Origin of the sequence: Pedobacter sp. UC225_65 (genome assembly GCF_042698365.1) — a bacterium.
In the GTDB taxonomy this organism is placed as follows: domain Bacteria; phylum Bacteroidota; class Bacteroidia; order Sphingobacteriales; family Sphingobacteriaceae; genus Pedobacter.
This window is the reverse complement of record NZ_CP170550.1, coordinates 4,118,201-4,135,759: the sequence shown is the minus strand read 5'-3', so window position 1 is coordinate 4,135,759 and position 17,559 is coordinate 4,118,201. Positions and strand designations below refer to the sequence as shown.

15 protein-coding genes and 1 pseudogene are annotated in these 17,559 nt (G+C 39.6%); 11 read left to right on the top strand and 5 right to left on the bottom strand.

Annotated features, from left to right (window positions below; genetic code table 11):
* Nucleotides 1-53 precede the first annotated feature (53 nt).
* From ACFJIZ_RS21740 to ACFJIZ_RS21730, 3 genes are all read left to right on the top strand, one after another.
* The gene (locus tag ACFJIZ_RS21740) at nt 54-1,259 is read left to right on the top strand and encodes a hypothetical protein (RefSeq protein ID WP_379089041.1); all 1,206 of its coding nucleotides are present in this window, start codon (nt 54-56) and stop codon (nt 1,257-1,259) included.
* A gap of 92 nt (nt 1,260-1,351) precedes the next feature.
* Nucleotides 1,352-1,645: an RNA polymerase alpha subunit C-terminal domain-containing protein gene (locus ACFJIZ_RS21735; RefSeq protein ID WP_379089038.1), complete on the top strand. Its 294-nt coding sequence runs from the start codon at nt 1,352-1,354 to the stop codon at nt 1,643-1,645.
* A gap of 1 nt (nt 1,646) precedes the next feature.
* Nucleotides 1,647-2,051 carry a DUF1801 domain-containing protein gene (locus tag ACFJIZ_RS21730; protein ID WP_379089035.1) on the top strand — a complete coding sequence of 135 codons (405 nt, stop codon included), beginning with the start codon at nt 1,647-1,649 and terminating at the stop codon, nt 2,049-2,051.
* A 162-nt stretch (nt 2,052-2,213) separates the two neighbouring features.
* Here ACFJIZ_RS21730 and rplI read toward each other — a convergent pair whose 3' ends face one another.
* The 3 genes from rplI to rpsF are packed head-to-tail and all read right to left on the bottom strand — an operon-like array spanning nt 2,214 to nt 3,292.
* Nucleotides 2,214-2,657 (bottom strand): 50S ribosomal protein L9, encoded by a 444-nt coding sequence (gene rplI, locus ACFJIZ_RS21725; RefSeq protein WP_055132309.1) that lies wholly within the window; start codon nt 2,655-2,657, stop codon nt 2,214-2,216.
* Nucleotides 2,658-2,666: 9 nt separating this feature from the next.
* Nucleotides 2,667-2,930 carry a 30S ribosomal protein S18 gene (gene rpsR, locus ACFJIZ_RS21720; protein WP_055132310.1) on the bottom strand — a complete coding sequence of 88 codons (264 nt, stop codon included), beginning with the start codon at nt 2,928-2,930 and terminating at the stop codon, nt 2,667-2,669.
* Entirely contained in the window at nt 2,930-3,292 is a 363-nt protein-coding gene (gene rpsF, locus ACFJIZ_RS21715) for a 30S ribosomal protein S6 (RefSeq protein ID WP_379089031.1), read from the bottom strand. The genes rpsR and rpsF overlap by 1 nt, the downstream gene beginning before the upstream one ends.
* 351 nt (nt 3,293-3,643) lie before the next feature.
* Between rpsF and ACFJIZ_RS21710 the strand changes: the two genes are divergently transcribed.
* The 3 genes from ACFJIZ_RS21710 (at nt 3,644) to ACFJIZ_RS21700 (ending at nt 6,637) form a co-directional block, all read left to right on the top strand.
* Nucleotides 3,644-4,066, top strand: a complete 423-nt coding sequence (locus ACFJIZ_RS21710; RefSeq protein ID WP_379089028.1) for a hypothetical protein — start codon at nt 3,644-3,646, stop codon at nt 4,064-4,066.
* Between the two features lie 164 nt (nt 4,067-4,230).
* Nucleotides 4,231-4,656 carry a hypothetical protein gene (locus ACFJIZ_RS21705; protein ID WP_379089025.1) on the top strand — a complete coding sequence of 142 codons (426 nt, stop codon included), beginning with the start codon at nt 4,231-4,233 and terminating at the stop codon, nt 4,654-4,656.
* Between the two features lie 100 nt (nt 4,657-4,756).
* Nucleotides 4,757-6,637, top strand: a complete 1,881-nt coding sequence (locus ACFJIZ_RS21700) for a DNA polymerase III subunit gamma/tau (RefSeq protein ID WP_379089022.1) — start codon at nt 4,757-4,759, stop codon at nt 6,635-6,637.
* A 35-nt stretch (nt 6,638-6,672) separates the two neighbouring features.
* On the opposite strand, the gene ACFJIZ_RS21695 is transcribed toward ACFJIZ_RS21700, so the two are convergent.
* Both ACFJIZ_RS21695 and ACFJIZ_RS21690 read right to left on the bottom strand, forming a co-directional pair.
* Nucleotides 6,673-7,092, bottom strand: a complete 420-nt coding sequence (locus ACFJIZ_RS21695) for a hypothetical protein (RefSeq protein ID WP_379089020.1) — start codon at nt 7,090-7,092, stop codon at nt 6,673-6,675.
* 131 nt (nt 7,093-7,223) lie between these two features.
* Nucleotides 7,224-9,393: pseudogene (locus ACFJIZ_RS21690) on the bottom strand (NADP-dependent isocitrate dehydrogenase).
* A gap of 344 nt (nt 9,394-9,737) precedes the next feature.
* On the opposite strand from ACFJIZ_RS21690, the gene ACFJIZ_RS21685 reads away from it, so the two are divergent.
* The 5 genes from ACFJIZ_RS21685 (at nt 9,738) to ACFJIZ_RS21665 (ending at nt 16,986) form a co-directional block, all read left to right on the top strand.
* Nucleotides 9,738-11,498 carry a S41 family peptidase gene (locus ACFJIZ_RS21685; protein WP_379089017.1) on the top strand — a complete coding sequence of 587 codons (1,761 nt, stop codon included), beginning with the start codon at nt 9,738-9,740 and terminating at the stop codon, nt 11,496-11,498.
* Nucleotides 11,499-11,505: 7 nt separating this feature from the next.
* Complete coding sequence (map, locus tag ACFJIZ_RS21680) at nt 11,506-12,270, top strand: type I methionyl aminopeptidase (protein WP_379089014.1); 765 nt, start codon at nt 11,506-11,508, stop codon at nt 12,268-12,270.
* Nucleotides 12,271-12,276: 6 nt separating this feature from the next.
* Nucleotides 12,277-12,783, top strand: coding sequence for a GNAT family N-acetyltransferase (locus ACFJIZ_RS21675; RefSeq protein WP_379089012.1), 507 nt, complete (start codon nt 12,277-12,279; stop codon nt 12,781-12,783).
* 832 nt (nt 12,784-13,615) lie between these two features.
* Nucleotides 13,616-14,923 (top strand): PQQ-dependent sugar dehydrogenase, encoded by a 1,308-nt coding sequence (locus ACFJIZ_RS21670; RefSeq protein ID WP_379089009.1) that lies wholly within the window; start codon nt 13,616-13,618, stop codon nt 14,921-14,923.
* Nucleotides 14,924-14,937: 14 nt separating this feature from the next.
* The gene (locus tag ACFJIZ_RS21665) at nt 14,938-16,986 is read left to right on the top strand and encodes a TonB-dependent receptor (RefSeq protein WP_379089007.1); all 2,049 of its coding nucleotides are present in this window, start codon (nt 14,938-14,940) and stop codon (nt 16,984-16,986) included.
* Nucleotides 16,987-17,559 lie beyond the last annotated feature (573 nt).

Below are 17,559 nucleotides of genomic sequence, written 5' to 3'. Positions count from 1 at the left end.
TTGGTTTGCACCATCAACTTATGGATTAGAGTTTTGTACAAAAACCGATCCCCATGAAACTCCTCAAAAAAATCGACTACCCACTCATTGTCTCCATCCTACTTCTTTTCAGCACTTGCAACGGACAATCGCAAACAACAGTTAAACCAGCCAACAATAATCTGGTTGGTGGCACCTGCGATGGTTGTGAGCTCCTATATGTAGGTCTACCCAAACAGATCAACAACACAGACACGAGTGCAGGATGGGCAGAAAAAGGTCAAAAACTATTGGTTACGGGCATCGCTTACCAAATTGATGGCCAAACCCCTGCACCCAATACCATCATCTACTATTGGCAAACAGATAACAATGGGTACTATTCGCCTAGACCAAACTTAGATAAAAGCGCTTTAAGACATGGACACATCCGAGGCTGGGTAAAGACCGATAAAGATGGCAAGTATGCTATTTATACCATTCGACCTGCAACCTATCCAGATCGATCTGAACCAGCCCATATCCATTTGGCCATTAAAGAGCCTCAACTCAATGAATACTATATTGATGAGCTCGTTTTTGATGACGATCCTTTGCTCATTCCAAAGCAGAAGAAAAAACCATTTGAAAACCGAGGTGGCAGTGGCATTCTGAGGATTTTATTAGCCGGGGAGCTACAGATCGCAGAACATAACATCATCTTGGGGCTCAATATCCCAAACTATCCAAAGGGCAATCTCAAATCAAAAACATCCGGACTTCAGGTTGGAGAAGACAATCCATCATTCACCCCTTTCCATGCTTGGGGCCCAGATAAAGGGACCAGAACTTGTCCGGTATGCAAATATGGTCGTTACCATGGCCTGGTCTACTTTGTGGGCAATAAACCCAATTGGAACGACATCAAGAAATGGTTAGTTTTCTTAGAACAGGAAAGTGCCATGCGTAGCAAATACTTAAAGGTATATTTTGTATATGGAAATGAAAATGGCTATCAGAAGGAACAAAGACAAAAAGAATTGGAGCACATAGGAAAAGAACTGGACTTAAAATACATCGCTTTAACGTTTGTGCCTTCAATGCACGACAAAGAAAGCGAAGTCGACCTCAACAAGATCAATCCAGAGGTAAATAACACCATCATCTTATATCGACACCGATCCATTATCGCAAAATACATAGACCTTAAACCCGAAGAACAGAACTTTAGGCTTTTAACAACACTGTTAAACAAAACCAAAAGTAATTTTTTCGACTTACCAGAACCTGTTTACCATTAGATTTCCTGTCTACGACTATCTATTGTCTCGTTTATACCTGTTGATTTGAGACAGCAATTTGTAAGTTTGTATTGTACTTCAGTTCAAATGGTATGGCTTCAACAAAAATGCTAAAAATCTGCACTAAAGGACATCGCTTCTATAAATCGAGCGATTGCCCTACCTGCCCTATTTGCGAAAATGAATTGAAACCTGAAACAGGCTTTTTAGCACTATTGAGCGCTCCGGCGCGAAGAGCTTTAACCAATCAGGGCATTATTTCGTTAGCGCAATTGACAAGCTATACCACTAAGCAGATCTTGGCTTTACACGGCGTTGGGCCAAGTACCATTCCTGTACTGAGAACAGCTTTGGCAAAACAAGGATTGGATTTTAAAGGATCATAAAATGGCTAAGTTAACCGAACAGGAACAAGTAAGTACATACCTCAATCAACTTGATGACAGTATAAGAGCTACTATTGCTTATTTGAGGAACTTTATCTTGGGTATCGATCCCGAAATTGGCGAACAAATCAAATGGAACAGTCCGAGTTTTTATTACAAAGGAGAAATGGCCCCATTTGACCCTAAGGAATACAAAAGAGACCTTTTGGTTTGCAACCTGCACAAAGGTAGGATCATGCTTGTTTTTCCAACAGGTGCAAAAGTTGAGGATAAATCAGGAATATTGGAAGGTAAGTATACAGATGGTAGAAGGATGATCACTTTTAAAGACTTGGCCGATCTTAAGGCAAAAGAAAATGACCTACGATCAGTAATTGAGCAATGGTTAAGTCTAATTGAAAAATAATTTTTCTTTGCTTTGTCATGCTGAGTGAAACGAAGAATCTAGCTGTTGTCTCTGAAGACCCTTCAACAAACTCAGGGTGACAATCGCTTTTTCATTAATTTGAAGACATAAAAAAACCGTTCTCGGATTTCGAGAACGGTTTTTAATATCTAAGTAGATAAATTATTCAGCTACTACTTCGAAAGCAACCTTAACTTTCACTTCTTTGTGCAAGTTCAAGTTAGCTACATATTCGCCAACCATTTTAGGTTCAGTTTCGAAAGTAATACGACGACGGTCTACATCAAAACCTTTAGCTTTTAATGCATCAGCAATCATAATCGTGTTTACTGCACCAAAAATCTTACCTGTTTCGCCAGCTTTAGCACCAATGCTCAATTTAACATCAGTTAAACGTTCAGCAATGCCTTCAGCATCTTTCTTAATTTTATCTTGTTTAAAAGCAGCTTGCTTTAAGTTCTCTGCCAATACTTTTTTAGCAGATGGTGTAGCCAATTGTCCAAAACCTTGTGGAATTAGATAATTACGACCATAACCTGGTTTTACTGTAACGATATCATCTTTTTCACCTAGTGATTTGATATCTTGTTTCAAAATAATTTCCATTCTCTGCGCTTATTTTAATTGGTCAGTAACGAAAGGTAACAAACCGATGTGACGTGCACGTTTAACCGCCTGAGCCACTTTACGTTGAAATTTCAATGAAGTACCAGTTAAACGGCGAGGTAAGATCTTACCTTGGTCATTGATGAATTTTAACAAGAAGTTTGCGTCTTTGTAATCGATATATTTAATACCATTTTTTCTAAAACGGCAATATTTTTTTCTGTTATCGTCCACTTTTGGAGCGGTAACATATTGTATTTGATCCTTTGCCATTATGCTCCAGCCTCCTCTTTCTTAGGTTTTTTGTTAAAAGCACCACTGCGTTTTTTCTCGCTATAAGCAATCGCATGGCGATCTAATCTTACAGTTAAGAAACGTAAAACACGCTCGTCGCGTTTCAATTCTAGCTCTAACTTGTTAATTAATTCCCCTCCAGCTTTGTATTCTGTAAGGTGGAAAAATCCGCTTGCTTTTTTTTCAATCGGATACGCTAATTTTCTCAAACCCCAATTATCTTCAGCGATAATTTCGGCTCCGCTATCAGTAATAATGCCTTTGAATTTAGCTAAAGCCTCTTTCGCAACATCTTCTGATAACAACGGGGTAAGAACGATAACAGTTTCGTACTGATTCATCTTTGTTATTTAATGTTATTTAAAATTTAATTTCCGTCCTATAAAACGGGATGCAAATGTAGCAATATAAATCTAAAAATCAAACCTTTAATTAGAAAATATCTTAAGTCCTGACAATTGAAAGCATTACACAATATCCTTATCACATATCCGACAAAATAACGATGCTGCAAAGAAGGGTTTTGACCTTTTGTCAAATCAAGGCAACATTAAACTAAAAAGAAAATTTAACTGCATAATTTTCGTTATAAGAGAATTACAATTCTTTATGGTTAAACTAATTAATAATTTTTAAAGTACCCAATATTATTAGTTAACTTTAGTAAAGGCTTATTTTTATCTCTACCTATTTTGAAAATTATAACCTGTATAACGACCTGCATCATCTGTTTCTTTTGCCTTGAGGCAAAAGCGCAACCCATGGTGGGCAATGGTTGTATGACAACAACTAGTCCAAATCGGGTATATCAACAATATCTTGGCACTTATAGCAACAAACCTGCCTATAAAGGTTATGCAACCCAATATTCTGAATGGACCACCCAATACGACATTACAGCATATCCTTGTTTCAAATGGACACAAACAGCTGCAAATGGTTGCTACATCCAAATGTCTTCAGGCTCTTCAAACTACGTATTGGGCAACTATGGTAATTTTACTGGTTTTGCAGGCACCAATTGCCCAATAGACGATTATGTTTTCCCTTTAGCCATCTTAATTGCTGGCATTTCATTCCAAGTCATTAGAAAAAGGTACCCAATCTCTGCTTAGTTTAAAGCTAGCTGATTAGCAAAAGTACATCTCCGTTTCTGAATCAATAACCATCAGGTCAAACCAGAGTGGCTCAAACGCTTAATGGTCAGTCGTAGCATTAACTAAAATGCAACAATTTATTCTTTAAATTAATTTTATGATTACATTTATACCGCTCTCATATGATGAAATCAATAACCATTACATTAACCGGCGTCATTTGCCTGTTGTACTTCACCGCCCATGCACAACCAGTTGCTGGTAACGGCTGTATGACCACTACCTCTCCTTATCGTGTCTATCAACAAGCTTTATCAAGCTATAATGGACTACCCACCTATAAGGGATACAGCGCTCAATATTCTGAGTGGACAGCCCAAGCTGACATGTCAACCTATCCTTGTTTTACTTGGAACCAGGTTTCTTCTAGTGGTTGTTACATTAAAACGGGATCTGGTTCTAGCAGCTCCAAGTATAAACTAGGTAATTATGGCAATTTTACCGGTTCTGCCGGCACCACCTGCCCTATTGATGATTATGTTTTTCCTTTTTTGATGCTCATTGCCAGCATTTCCTTCTTCCAAATCAAAAAACGGTGGTCTACCTAAGCAACTGCTAATTTTTAAAAATCTTGGAGGTTGAGGTCAACTTTTCAACATTCAAAAATTTCGATATCCAACCTCAACAAAAATTCCTATTTTCGTGGCAATGGAAAATTTTATTGTTTCGGCACGTAAATATCGTCCGGCTACGTTTGAAACCGTAGTTGGGCAACAGCATATTACGGGCACCTTAAAAAATGCCATTAAAAACAACCAGTTGGCACAAGCTTTTCTGTTTTGTGGACCCCGTGGCGTTGGTAAAACGACCTGCGCCCGTATCCTTGCCAAAACCATCAATTGCACCAACCTTACACCAGAACAAGAGGCTTGTGGAACTTGCGAAAACTGTGTTTCTTTTCAAACAGGTCATTCTTTCAACTTTCATGAGCTTGATGCCGCTTCTAACAATTCTGTTGACGACATCAGAAGTTTAATTGAACAGGTTCGCATACCACCTCAAGCAGGCAAATACAAGATCTACATCATAGATGAGGTACATATGCTTTCGGCAAATGCATTCAATGCGTTTCTAAAAACATTGGAAGAACCACCATCTTATGCTATTTTCATTTTAGCTACTACAGAAAAGCATAAGATCTTACCTACCATTTTATCTCGTTGTCAGATTTTTGACTTCAACAGGATCCAAGTAGAAGATATCGCCAACCATTTGAACAAAATTGCTGTTCGTGAGCATATTTCTGTAGACAATGACGGGTTACACATCATCGCCCAAAAGGCAGATGGAGGCTTGCGCGATGCGCTTTCGATGTTTGACCAGATTGTAAGCTACACCAACAAAAACCTTACCTACAAGTCTGTAATTGATAACCTGAACATTTTAGATTACGATTATTATTTCAAACTGACCGATTACCTCAGTAGTGGAGATGTGAGCCAGACTTTACTGTTGTTCAATGAAATCTTAAATAATGGTTTTGATGGCAATAATTTCATCAATGGCCTAGCCAGTCATTTCAGGAACCTGTTGGTGGGTAAAGATGCCCAAACCGTGCAACTGCTTGAGGTGAGTGAAAATATCAAACAAAAATACCTGAGCCAAAGCAAGGCTGCCGACCTCGGCTTTATCTTAACTGCGCTCAATTTGGCCAATCAATGCGATTTGGTCTATAAAAATAGCAAGAACCAACGTTTACAGGTAGAATTATCGCTCATTAAGATGTGCCACATCCCATCGGTAATCCAACTTGCACAACAGCCCCATACAGCAACTGACCTAGATCAGGATAAAAAAAAAACTTTAGTTAAATCTGAAAAGACAGAAAGTCAAGGGACTGTAAATAAGGAAATTAGAGAAAATGCAAAGGTAGAAAGCCAGGAAGTAAAGGACATTCAAACAGCTTCTATCACCGATCTAAAAGAATTTATAGAAAAAGAGGACCTACAAGACCTGCCCAACCATTTAGATATCCCTTTACCTACTGTTGCACCACCAATTGAAACCAGACCTAAATCGGTTCAACCCTCTACTGGCTCCATAAAAATCCAGCCTATAAATACAGGCAATATGGCTTCCTTGATTCCTTCTCTAACAGACTTGGAACGTATTGCACAAGGCGAAGAAGAGAAAAAAGGCCCACAATATATTTCTGGTAACGAAAGACAAACATTTACTGAAGAACAATTTTTGGCGTTGTGGAATAGCTATACCCAAAAGGCAAAAGACGAAGATAAAATCCATCTTTATACCCTAATGAACAATGATCCGATTATAAACGGAACAGAGATTACGGTATTGGTAGAAAATCTTGCTTTAGAAAGCACACTACAGAACGAAAAAGTAGAATTATTGAACTTCCTTCGTTCGCAACTGAAGAATTTTGACCTGCAGATCATCTCTAAAAAGGCAGAAAACACACAGAAAAAGCGAATCTATACCAACAAAGACAAATACACTTACATGGTAGAGAAAAACCCACAAATAGAAGATCTGCGCAGGCGTTTTAACCTCGATATCAATCCATAGTCAACTTGCAATTCTCAGTTTTCGTCTAAAAACTGCTAGCTGAAATTAGGCGTATCATTTTTTGGATAACCTTCTTCGTCCAAATCATCTCTATTGTCTTCTTCGGTACGGGCCAATATCTCATCTTCAGGACTCAAGGTTACACTTTCGCCAGTATTGTCAATGTGCATTGCCGAATCTTCCAATGCATTCTCGGCCTGCTCATTTAGGTCGTATTCATCTCCAACATAAGGATTGGCCTCATCATAGGTAGAAATGCTGTCTTCACCATTGGGTGCTGAAGTATCATAAGGTAAAGGGTGGTCGTAATCCTTTTCTGGACCCTTTACATCAAATTCATAACTGTTCTTGTCCTTATCAAAAGCCAACTCGTTAAAGTCTTTTGTTTCTCCAAGATCACTAGGATGGAGTTTATCGGTTGCTTTTTTAAAATTGTTGTTTGAATCTGTGCTCATAATATTTCGATTTGCTATATAAAGATAACGAAATGCATCGGGTAATTGTTTTGATGGAATACAAAAATGGTTGGCATAAAAAAAAGCCCAATTCTTAAAGAATTGGGCTTTTATCAATTAAATTATCTAGGTTACAATGTTGCCAAAGTAGTATTTAAAGTTTCACTAGGACGCATTGCTTTAAACGCCAACTCATCATTTGGATGGTAATAACCACCAATGTTTTGTGGCTTACCTTGCGAGCCGATCAATTCAGCAGCAATCTTAGTTTCGTTTTCGCTCAATGCTTTTGCCAATGGTGCAAATCGAGCTTGTAGCTCAGCATCTTTTGTTTGTTTAGCCAATTCTTGCGCCCAATATAAAGCCAAGTAGAAGTGTGAACCACGGTTATCTATTGTTCCTAATTTTCTTCCAGGAGATTTATCATTTGCTAAGAATAACGCGTTTGCTTCGTCAAGTGCATCGGCCAAAACTTGGGCTTTTGCATTATTTTGTGTTTGTGCCAAATGTTCTAAAGAAGCTTGCAGTGCTAAAAACTCGCCTAACGAATCCCAACGTAGGTAACCTTCTTCAATAAACTGTTCGATGTGTTTAGGCGCAGAACCTCCAGCGCCTGTTTCGAACAGACCACCGCCATTCATCAATGGCACAATCGAAAGCATTTTAGCAGAAGTCCCTAATTCTAAGATTGGGAATAGATCTGTCAGGTAATCACGCAACACGTTACCCGTTACTGAAATGGTATCTAATCCTTTTCTAATTCTTTCTAATGTATATTTAGTAGCCTCAACTGGAGCGAGGATTTGTATATCCAATCCGTTGGTATCATGATCTGCCAAGTATTTTTTCACTTTGGCAATGATCTTCTATCGTGTGCTCTATTTTCGTCTAACCAGAAAACTGCTGGCGTAGCCGATAAACGTGCTCTATTTACAGCCAATTTAACCCAATCCTGAATTGGTGCATCTTTGGTTTGGCACATGCGGAAGATATCGCCTTTATCTACTTTTTGGTCAAAAAACACTTTTCCATCAGCACCAGTTACACGAATGGTACCTTTCGCCTTTGCTTGGAAAGTTTTGTCGTGAGAACCATATTCCTCTGCCTTTTGTGCCATTAAACCTACGTTAGGCACCGAACCCATTGTTGTTACATCAAAAGCACCATGTTGTTTACAATCGTCAATAGTAGCGGTATAAACACCAGCATAACAACGGTCAGGATCAAGGCAATTGTATCTTGTGCTTTTCCGTCCTTGTTCCACATCTGTCCCGATGTACGGATCATTGCTGGCATCGAAGCATCAACAATCACATCAGATGGCACATGCAGGTTGGTAATTCCTTTATCAGAGTTTACCATGGCCAAAGCTGGTCCGTTTGCGATTGCTGCAGCAATTGCTGCTTCAACCTCTGCTTGTTGTGGCTGTCCTGCTATCTTGGCATAAACATCGCCCAAACCATTGCTTGTATCTACATTTAATGAAGCAAAAAGATCTGCATATTTGGCAAACACATCTGCAAAGTAAACCTCTACAATGGCCCCAAAGATGATTGGATCAGAAACTTTCATCATGGTGGCCTTTAAGTGTGCCGACAATAAAACTCCTGCTGCTTTTGCTTCAATAATTTCTTTGGCTACAAAAGTTTTCAGGGCAGCAAGGCTCATGGCCGAGCTATCGATCACTTCGCCAGCTTTTAAAGGCGATAAACCTTTCAATTCGGTAACTGCACCGTCTTCTGCAACAAATTCGATCTTAAATTGAGCAGCTTCGGCTACGGTTGTAGATTTTTCTGAACCATAAAAATCACCTTCGCTCATACTGGCTACACGTGTTTTTGAATCAGCAGACCAAGCCCCCATCGAGTGTGGATTTACCTTTGCGTAGTTCTTAACTGCTTTCGGTGCTCTTCGATCAGAGTTACCTTCGCGTAATACAGGGTTTACTGCCGAGCCTAGTACTTTACCATATTTCGCTTTGATGCTTTTTTCTTCATCAGTCTGCGCATTTTCTGGATAATTAGGCACTGCATAACCTTGTGCCTGTAGTTCGGCAATGGCCCCGGTTAACTGAGGGATTGAAGCCGAAATATTTGGCAGTTTGATAATATTTGCTTCTGGTGTAGTAGCCAGTTGACCAAGTTCTGTCAAGGCATCACCAATCTTTTGGTCGTCTTTTAAATATTCTGGAAAGTTTGCCAAGATCTTTCCTGCCAACGAAATATCTCTGGTTTCTACATCAATACCAGCCGAAGCGGTAAAAGCTTGCACAATGGGTAATAATGAATAAGTAGCCAACATTGGCGCTTCATCTGTTTTGGTATAGATAATCTTCGATGTATTTGACATATTTTTTGGTGTTTATTAATATTGATCGGGCCATGAATATAACCTCGATTTTAAAATCGCCTAAAGATAAAAAAACCAACGAATTTTATAGCCATTGGATTGTTAATTATATGTTTAAGTTCCAAGAAAAATGGGTTGTCCTTCATTTTTTTTGTTGCTGGTCTGTAAAACTACCTTCATCATTGTTTGCATGCCTTATCAGTTTACTATAGCTTAATTAAAGAACCATTTACTTTACCTTTGCAACCAATTGGGTAGTTTAGCCATCAATCTAATCAAACCTAACCTTACCACATATGAAAATAAAATTCCTAGTCCTGCTCTTGTTATCGATTACATTTAATGTAACCGCGCAATCGACAAAAGAAACCGAAAAAGAAAAACCTAAAGCTACCCTGGACAAAGAATTTGCAACAGGTTCTAAAATAGAACTGAGTGCTTTAACACCCATGCAGGTCAACAACCTAACTGTATTGGGCAAGATCTGGGGCTTTTTAAAATACCACCACCCAGTAATGGCCAAGGGAAACTACAATTGGGACTTTGAACTTTTTAGGATCATGCCTAAGATACTTGTGGTTAAAACCGATGCCGAAAGAAACCAACTGTTAGTCAAATGGATTACCGACCTAGGTACATTTAAAACCGCAGCTGTAAAACCAGTTGATGCTAAACAGATCAAATACAGACCTAATTTTGATTGGTTTACTACCTCTGGACTGAGCAAGACCTTGGTTGAGCAGTTGAACCAAATCAGGATTGCCGATAGAACTGAAGAGAACTATTACGTAAAACTATACGATGCAGAAACACCAATAGCTATTTTTAAAAACGAGGCACCTTATGCCACTTTTAAATATCCAGATGCAGGCTATCGATTATTAGGCCTATTCAAATTCTGGAACATCTTCGAATATTTTGCACCTTACAAAAACCTAACGGACAAACCTTGGGGCAATGTACTAAAAGAATATGTTCCAAAATTCGTGACTGCTAAAGATGAATTGGGTTACAAATTAACTGTTGCCGCATTGGTTGCCGAAATCAAAGATTCGCATGCTGATATTTCTCCTTACGATAATGCTTTCAGAAACTTTTACGGTACGTTTAAACCAAATATCGAAATTGTTTTTGTAGACAATGCTCCAGTAGTAAGTTATAGCAATGATGAGGTAATGGGCATCAACACACTTAAAAAAGGCGAAGTAATCCAAAGCATCAACAATGTTCCAGTGGCACAGCTAATGAAAGAGAAACTACCTTATATTACGGCTTCAAACCTTCCTACCCAATTGAGAAAATTAGCGCTCCAGTTTTTGCGTACAACAGACACCTTAATGCAGGTAACTTACCTACGCAATAGCAAGGCTGAAAAAACAACCTTAAAATGTTTTCCTTACAATAGGCGAAATTATACAAAAGCAGCGCCAGCAGACACAGGTTTTAAGTTAATTGATACTGACATTGCCTATATCCATCCCGGTAGGTTAAACGTTAAATCATTAAAAGAAGTAATGACAGTAGCCATGAAAACCAAAGCCATGGTTATTGATATGCGTACTTATCCTAAACAATCGGACTTTGTGTGGGAAATTGGAAAATATCTTTTTGCTGCTCCAATGGAAATTGCCAGATATACCGCAGGTAGCACTGAAACTCCTGGCCTGTTCACCTATATGTCAGACGATTATATGAAAATGCTTAGAATTGGCGAAACCAGAGCTGATAACTACAAAGGCAAATTAATGGTATTGATCAATGAAGAAACCCAAAGTTTGGCAGAGCTATCTGTAATGGCTTTAAGCACCAGACCAAATACCATCATAGTTGGTAGCCAAACTGCTGGTGCCGATGGTACGGTGGGCATGCCAGTTACATTTCCAGGTGGTTTAGCTAGCGGTTTTACACAAATTGGTGTATATTACCCCAACGGAAAAGAAACGCAACGGATTGGCATTGTACCCAACGTAGTGGTAAAACCAACCGTAAAGGGAATAAAAGAAGATAAGGACGAAGTTTTAGACAAGGCAATAGCCCTGATCCATAACAAAAAATAATTTAAAGATGTCAATTACAAATCAAGCCGAACTGGCAGGAATGCAGAAAATAAGTGATGCGGTAGCAAGCACATTGAAAGAGATGAGGAACTATGTAAAACCAGGGATGACCACTAAACAGGTGGATGATTTTGGTGGGCAGCTCTTGAACGATTTGGGTGCAAAATCGGCGCCAAGGTTAACTTATGGCTTTCCCGGATGGACCTGTATTAGTATCAACAACGAGATTGCGCACGGTATACCCAACGATAAAAGGATATTTAGAGATGGTGATCTGGTAAATATTGATGTTTCTGCAGAATTAAATGGTTTTTGGGCCGACAATGGGGGTTCTTTTGTACTTGGTGAAGATGTAAACAATTACCAGAAACTGGTAGACGCTTCTAAACATATCCTTAAAAAAGCGATCAACAATATCAAAGGTGGTGTTCGCATTGCAGAAATTGGCCGATTGATAGAAACAGAAGCCAAAAAATCTGGTTATACAGTAATCAAAAATCTTACAGGGCATGGTGTGGGCAGAAGCTTACACGAAGAGCCACATGAAATTGCCAGCTTTTACGACCGCTATAACTTTGAGCGTTTTAGAAAAAACACCACTGTTGCCATAGAGACCTTTATTTCTACAAAATCTACCTTGGCCAATACAGAAAAAGATGGCTGGACCTTAACGGGAAATAGAGGGGGCTTTGTGGCACAACATGAGCATACCATTATGGTAACTGATGGCGTACCTTTAATATTGACTGCTAAAAACGACGTCTGGAATTGATACAACATGATTTCTAGCCAACGCCTCATTTTACAACCGCTTACACACGACCAGCTGATCAAATACATTAAAAATGACGATTCGCTGGAAGCAGAACTACATTTAAAGCCAACAAAAAAGATAATTACCCCAGAATTAAGGGAAGCATTGGAAGAAACCATTCTACCCAATGTGGCAGATACAGGTAAAAACCATCTGTTTTCTACTTTATGGACAATTATCTTAAAAGATGAGCAGCAAATGGTGGGCGATCTTTGTTTTGTGGGTGAACCAGATGAAGAAGGGGAAATAGAAATAGGTTATGGCACCTACGAGCAGTTTAGGGGCAATGGCTACATGACCGAGGCCGTAGGTTGTGTTTTAGAATGGGCCAAAAAGCAGGGAAATGTAAAGTCGGTATTCGCTGAAACCGCCAAAGACAATCCTGCATCATTTGCGATACTGGTTAAAAACCATTTTAAAAAAGTGGGCGAAACCACACATCTATTCTATTGGAAACTGATGCTCAAATAACTTTTTCATTGGTTCGTGCCCACGAACCAATAAAGCTTCTCCCTGTAACCAATCAAAATATTGTCCAATCCTAAGCTGTTCTTAGGTGTCTGAGATGGTGAGAAAACAGTCACCTTGGTTAACCTAAGCATTTCCATGTAGCTTATAACACCACATAGGTACATAGCACACATAGCCTTTGCAATCAAGGCTTAACTTTTCTTCATCTACTTAATGTTTCACTCTTTTTGTCATGCTGAGCGCAGCGAAGCATCTCCCTGTAACCAATCAAAATATTGCCCAATCCTAAGCTGTTCTTAGGTGTCTGAGATGGTGAGAAAACAGTCACCTTGGTTAACCTAAGCATTTCCATGTAGCTTATAACACCACATAGGTACATAGCACACATAGCCTTTGCAATCAAGGCTTAACTTTTCTTCATCTACTTAATGTTTCACCCTTTTTGTGCTGAGCGCAGCGAAGCATCTCCATGTAGCCAATCAAAATATTGCCCAATCCTAAGCTGTTCTTAGGTGTCTGAGATGGTGAGAAAACAGTCAACTTGGTTAACCTAAGCATTTCCATATAGCTTATAACACCACATAGGTACATAGCACACATAGCCTTTGCAATCAAGGCTTAACTATTCTTCACCCACTTCATGTTTCACCCTTTTTGTCATGCTGAGCTCGTCGAAGCATCCCCATGACAACCAATGCCATGGATCCATATTTCGTCCACCATAATTGCCACTATAAAATTACACAAAAGCAATTGAACAGGTTGTAAATTTACCCAAACAACTTTTATATAGAGGTGTTAATACAACGCTCATCCCTTAAAATTTCACATCATGAAAAATCACTTACTTGCCCCAAGCTTATTGGCAGCTTTTGTTTTATTAAACCATAGCTCAACAGCACAAACAACACCAAAAGCAACTGTAAAAACTGGTATAGGCACCATCATAGAACTACCAGAGGCAGATACCAAAGCAAGTAAAACAAATTTTAGCAAAGTAGTGCCTTGGCCAGAGGGCAAGACCCCAACCGCTCCAGAAGGCTTTGTGGTTACCAGATTTGCCGAGGGCATGAAAAGCCCACGTAACATCGTTATCGCTCCAAATGGCGATGTCATTGCCGTACTTTCCAACTCGCAACGTACCAAGGTAGAACAAGCAGCAAACGAAATCTCGGGCAAGGCAAAAACAGAGGTTGCCGGCAAAAGTGTAAACACCATCATGTTATTCAGAGACGCAGATAAAGATGGCAAGCCAGAGTTGATGACCACTTTTTTAACTGGCCTTAACCAACCCTATGGAGCAGCGTTTATAGGCAACTCATTTTATGTAGCCAATACAGATGGAGTATATGTTTATCCTTATAAAACCGGTGATACCGAGATTAAAGGCGCTGGCAAAAAAATATTAGAACTACCTGCTGGTGGATACAACAACCATTGGACAAGAAACTTAATTGTTAATGCAGCTAAGAGTAAGATTTATGTTTCTGTAGGTTCAGGCAGTAACGTCGCAGAACGTGGTTTGGATAATGAAATCAGAAGAGCCAATATTATAGAAATCAATCCAGATGGTAGTGGCGAAAAGACCTACGGTAGTGGTTTACGCAACCCAGTGGGCATGGCTTGGGCGCCGGGCACCAATGCCTTATGGACAGCCGTTAACGAACGTGATGGCTTGGGCGATGACCTGGTACCAGATTATATCACAAGTGTAAAGGAAGGTGCTTTTTATGGCTGGCCTTTCTCTTATTTCGGACAGAATGAAGATCCACGCCTAAAAGGACAAAATCCTGAACTCGTAGCCAAGGCATTGGTTCCGGATATTCCTGTTGGTTCGCATACTGCATCATTGGGTCTGGCCTTTTACACTGCTAAAAAGTTCCCTGCTAAATACCAAGGCGGCGTATTCATTGGACAACATGGCTCTTGGAACCGTTCAGAACTCGTTGGTTACAAAGTAGCCTTTATCCCTTTTAAACAAGGTAAACCAAATGGCAAATTAGAAGATTTTTTAACAGGCTTTGTTAAAGACAACAAAGAAGTTTATGGTAAACCTGTGGGTGTTGCCGTAGTCCAAGATGGAGCTTTGTTGGTGGCCGATGATGTAAGCGGCATCATTTGGAGAGTGGCAGCAAAATAGTTGTACAATAGCATATGAAGATAAAACTATTGCTCTATTTTTTGTTCGCCGCTGGCCTTGCCCACGCACAAACAGACAGCATACAAAAACTTAACGAGGTAATAGTTAAAGGTTATTACAATCGGCAGCCACTCCTGAGAGCGGTAGGTTCAGTGAGCCTCATAGATAGCAATCAAGCTAAAAACCATACTAAAAGTTCGTTGGTTGGCCTGATCAATACCGTACCTGGTGTAAGGATGGAAGAACGTTCTCCCGGTAGTTACCGTTTATCTTTACGTGGCAGTTTGTTGAGGTCGCCGTTTGGGATCCGCAACATCAAAATCTATGTAGACGATTTTCCGTTAACAGATGCTGGTGGTAATACCTACCTTAACCTGTTAGATGCTACTGCCCTGGGCAACATAGAGATTTATAAAGGCCCAGAGGCCAGTAATTTTGGGGCCAGTACAGGTGGTGCTTTACTGATCAGCTCAGCTACCCTTGGTGGCAATCAGCTTAAAGGTGGCTTAAACATTGGAGCATACGGGCTTTTACATCAGAGTGCCAGTTTGGAGCAAAACTACCAAAACTATGGGTTTAGCCTAAACCAAGCCTACCAAAGCAGTAATGGCTATAGAGAAAACAGTGCCCTAAAAAGAAAATATATCCAAACCACCCAACAATGGACATATAACCAAAAAGGACAGCTCAAAGCGCTTTTATTGTATAGTGACCTTCATTACCAGACCCCTGGTGGTTTAACCGATATACAGATGGCTGCCAACCCCAAAGCAGCCCGTTTGGCCACTCCAACTTTACCTAGCGCTGTACAACAACAGGCGGGTATCTATAACCGTACTTTTTTTGGCGGTTTGGCCCATCAATATAATTTTAATCAGCACTTTAAACATGTTATAGCTTTATTTACTTCTTATACCGATTTTAAAAACCCATTTATTACCAATTACGAGCTGCGCAAAGAACAGACTATCGGCTTCCGAACTTTTTTAAACTATACCAATAATGCTATAGCTAGGATAAAATATAATGCGCAGGCAGGGTTTGAAGGTGCAAACACTACCAGTAACATCAAAAACTATGGCAATAACAGCGGCACAATGGGTGCCATGAAGGTATCAGACCACTTGGCTGCCAATCAAAGTTTTGCCTTTATCCGTTTAAATGTAGATATCGATCAACAATTATTGATAGAATTGGGCTCAAGCCTAAATCTTTTCAGTTATAACTATCAAAGCTATTTTCCACAGGAGGTGGCCAAAAAAACAAGGGATTTTAAAGCTGTGTTGATGCCCAAGCTTGCCGCATCTTATCTGCTCACAGCAAATACCACATTAAGGGTTTCGGCCAGCAAGGGGTATTCTCCGCCAACCCTGGCCGAAGTCCGATCGTCGGACAATATCATCAACAACAATCTTAAAGCAGAGGCCGGATGGAACTACGAAGGAGGCCTACGTTATGCAACCAACAACCGCAGGTTCTTTGTAGATGCAACCCTATTCAATTTCCAGTTAAAAAATGCCATTGTAAGAAGGCTCAACAGCAACAATATAGAATATTTTATCAACGCCGGTGGCACCAAACAATTGGGTACGGAACTACAAACAGCATGGTGGCTGCTTAAGATGACGCCTACCCAATTTTTAAATGGGCTACAACTGCGTAATAGTTATACCTATAGCCATTTTAGGTTTGCCAATTTTAAAAATGCACAGCAAGATTATTCAAAAAACAAGCTCACGGGCATACCAAACCATACCTTAGTAAGTAGTTTGGAGTTCAATCTTAAAAAAGGCTTCTATACTTTTGTTCAACACAATTATACCTCGGCCATTCCATTAAATGATGCCAATACCTTTTTTGCAAAAAGTTATCATCTCGTTGATTTAAGGGCGGGTGTAAGAAGCATTACCTTGGGCAAAGTTGTTTTCGATGTTTCTTTTGGCATTAACAACCTTTTAAACCAGAACTACAGCTTGGGCAATGACCTTAATGCGGCCAACAACATGTATTTTAATCCTGCTCCAGGCATCAATTACGATGCAGGCATTTCGATAAGGCTATAATACCTCTAAACTTGTCATGTCAAATCTCATCTTGGTTGGTTCCTCCCAAACCATTGCTGAGTCTAGCGAAGCATAACAATATAAAAAAATACCTCATAGGCATATTATAACGCATAGGCTTAACTACCTTAGCTATCTTAGTTAACCTAAGTATCCCCATGCACTCACCAAAACCATTATAATCGAAAAGAAAAGATATGCATCCAACCCAAAGCTGTTCTTAGATGGTGAAAAATTACCCCCCTTAGCAACAACCTCAGTTAACCTAAGCATTACTATTGATCAAATCCTTTCTTATCAAACAGATGATACTTCACCACGCCCACAATCACAAAAATCCCTATGTGTACCATGTCCCTATGTGGTGCATATCAAATGAAGAACCTCATCTTCCTTAAGTCCTTAATGTTTCAAAACAATTGGAAGGAGATACTTCGCTACGCTCAGTATGACAAAATTATCTATCCCTTAATGGATTAGAAAACGAGTTAGTGCTTCGAGAAGCTCAGCATGACAAAGTTTTCCTGACAGTACATAGCTCCTAAAAAATGCTTGGCTCTAATAGTGTTCAAT

Coding starts and splice junctions, on each gene's coding strand:
- ACFJIZ_RS21740 (WP_379089041.1), top strand. CDS start 54: ATGAAACTCCTCAAAAAAATCGACTACCCACTCATTGTCTCCATCCTA.
- ACFJIZ_RS21735 (WP_379089038.1), top strand. CDS start 1,352: ATGGCTTCAACAAAAATGCTAAAAATCTGCACTAAAGGACATCGCTTC.
- ACFJIZ_RS21730 (WP_379089035.1), top strand. CDS start 1,647: ATGGCTAAGTTAACCGAACAGGAACAAGTAAGTACATACCTCAATCAA.
- rplI (WP_055132309.1), bottom strand. CDS start 2,657: ATGGAAATTATTTTGAAACAAGATATCAAATCACTAGGTGAAAAAGAT.
- rpsR (WP_055132310.1), bottom strand. CDS start 2,930: ATGGCAAAGGATCAAATACAATATGTTACCGCTCCAAAAGTGGACGAT.
- rpsF (WP_379089031.1), bottom strand. CDS start 3,292: ATGAATCAGTACGAAACTGTTATCGTTCTTACCCCGTTGTTATCAGAA.
- ACFJIZ_RS21705 (WP_379089025.1), top strand. CDS start 4,231: ATGATGAAATCAATAACCATTACATTAACCGGCGTCATTTGCCTGTTG.
- ACFJIZ_RS21700 (WP_379089022.1), top strand. CDS start 4,757: ATGGAAAATTTTATTGTTTCGGCACGTAAATATCGTCCGGCTACGTTT.
- ACFJIZ_RS21695 (WP_379089020.1), bottom strand. CDS start 7,092: ATGAGCACAGATTCAAACAACAATTTTAAAAAAGCAACCGATAAACTC.
- ACFJIZ_RS21685 (WP_379089017.1), top strand. CDS start 9,738: ATGAAAATAAAATTCCTAGTCCTGCTCTTGTTATCGATTACATTTAAT.
- map (WP_379089014.1), top strand. CDS start 11,506: ATGTCAATTACAAATCAAGCCGAACTGGCAGGAATGCAGAAAATAAGT.
- ACFJIZ_RS21675 (WP_379089012.1), top strand. CDS start 12,277: ATGATTTCTAGCCAACGCCTCATTTTACAACCGCTTACACACGACCAG.
- ACFJIZ_RS21670 (WP_379089009.1), top strand. CDS start 13,616: ATGAAAAATCACTTACTTGCCCCAAGCTTATTGGCAGCTTTTGTTTTA.
- ACFJIZ_RS21665 (WP_379089007.1), top strand. CDS start 14,938: ATGAAGATAAAACTATTGCTCTATTTTTTGTTCGCCGCTGGCCTTGCC.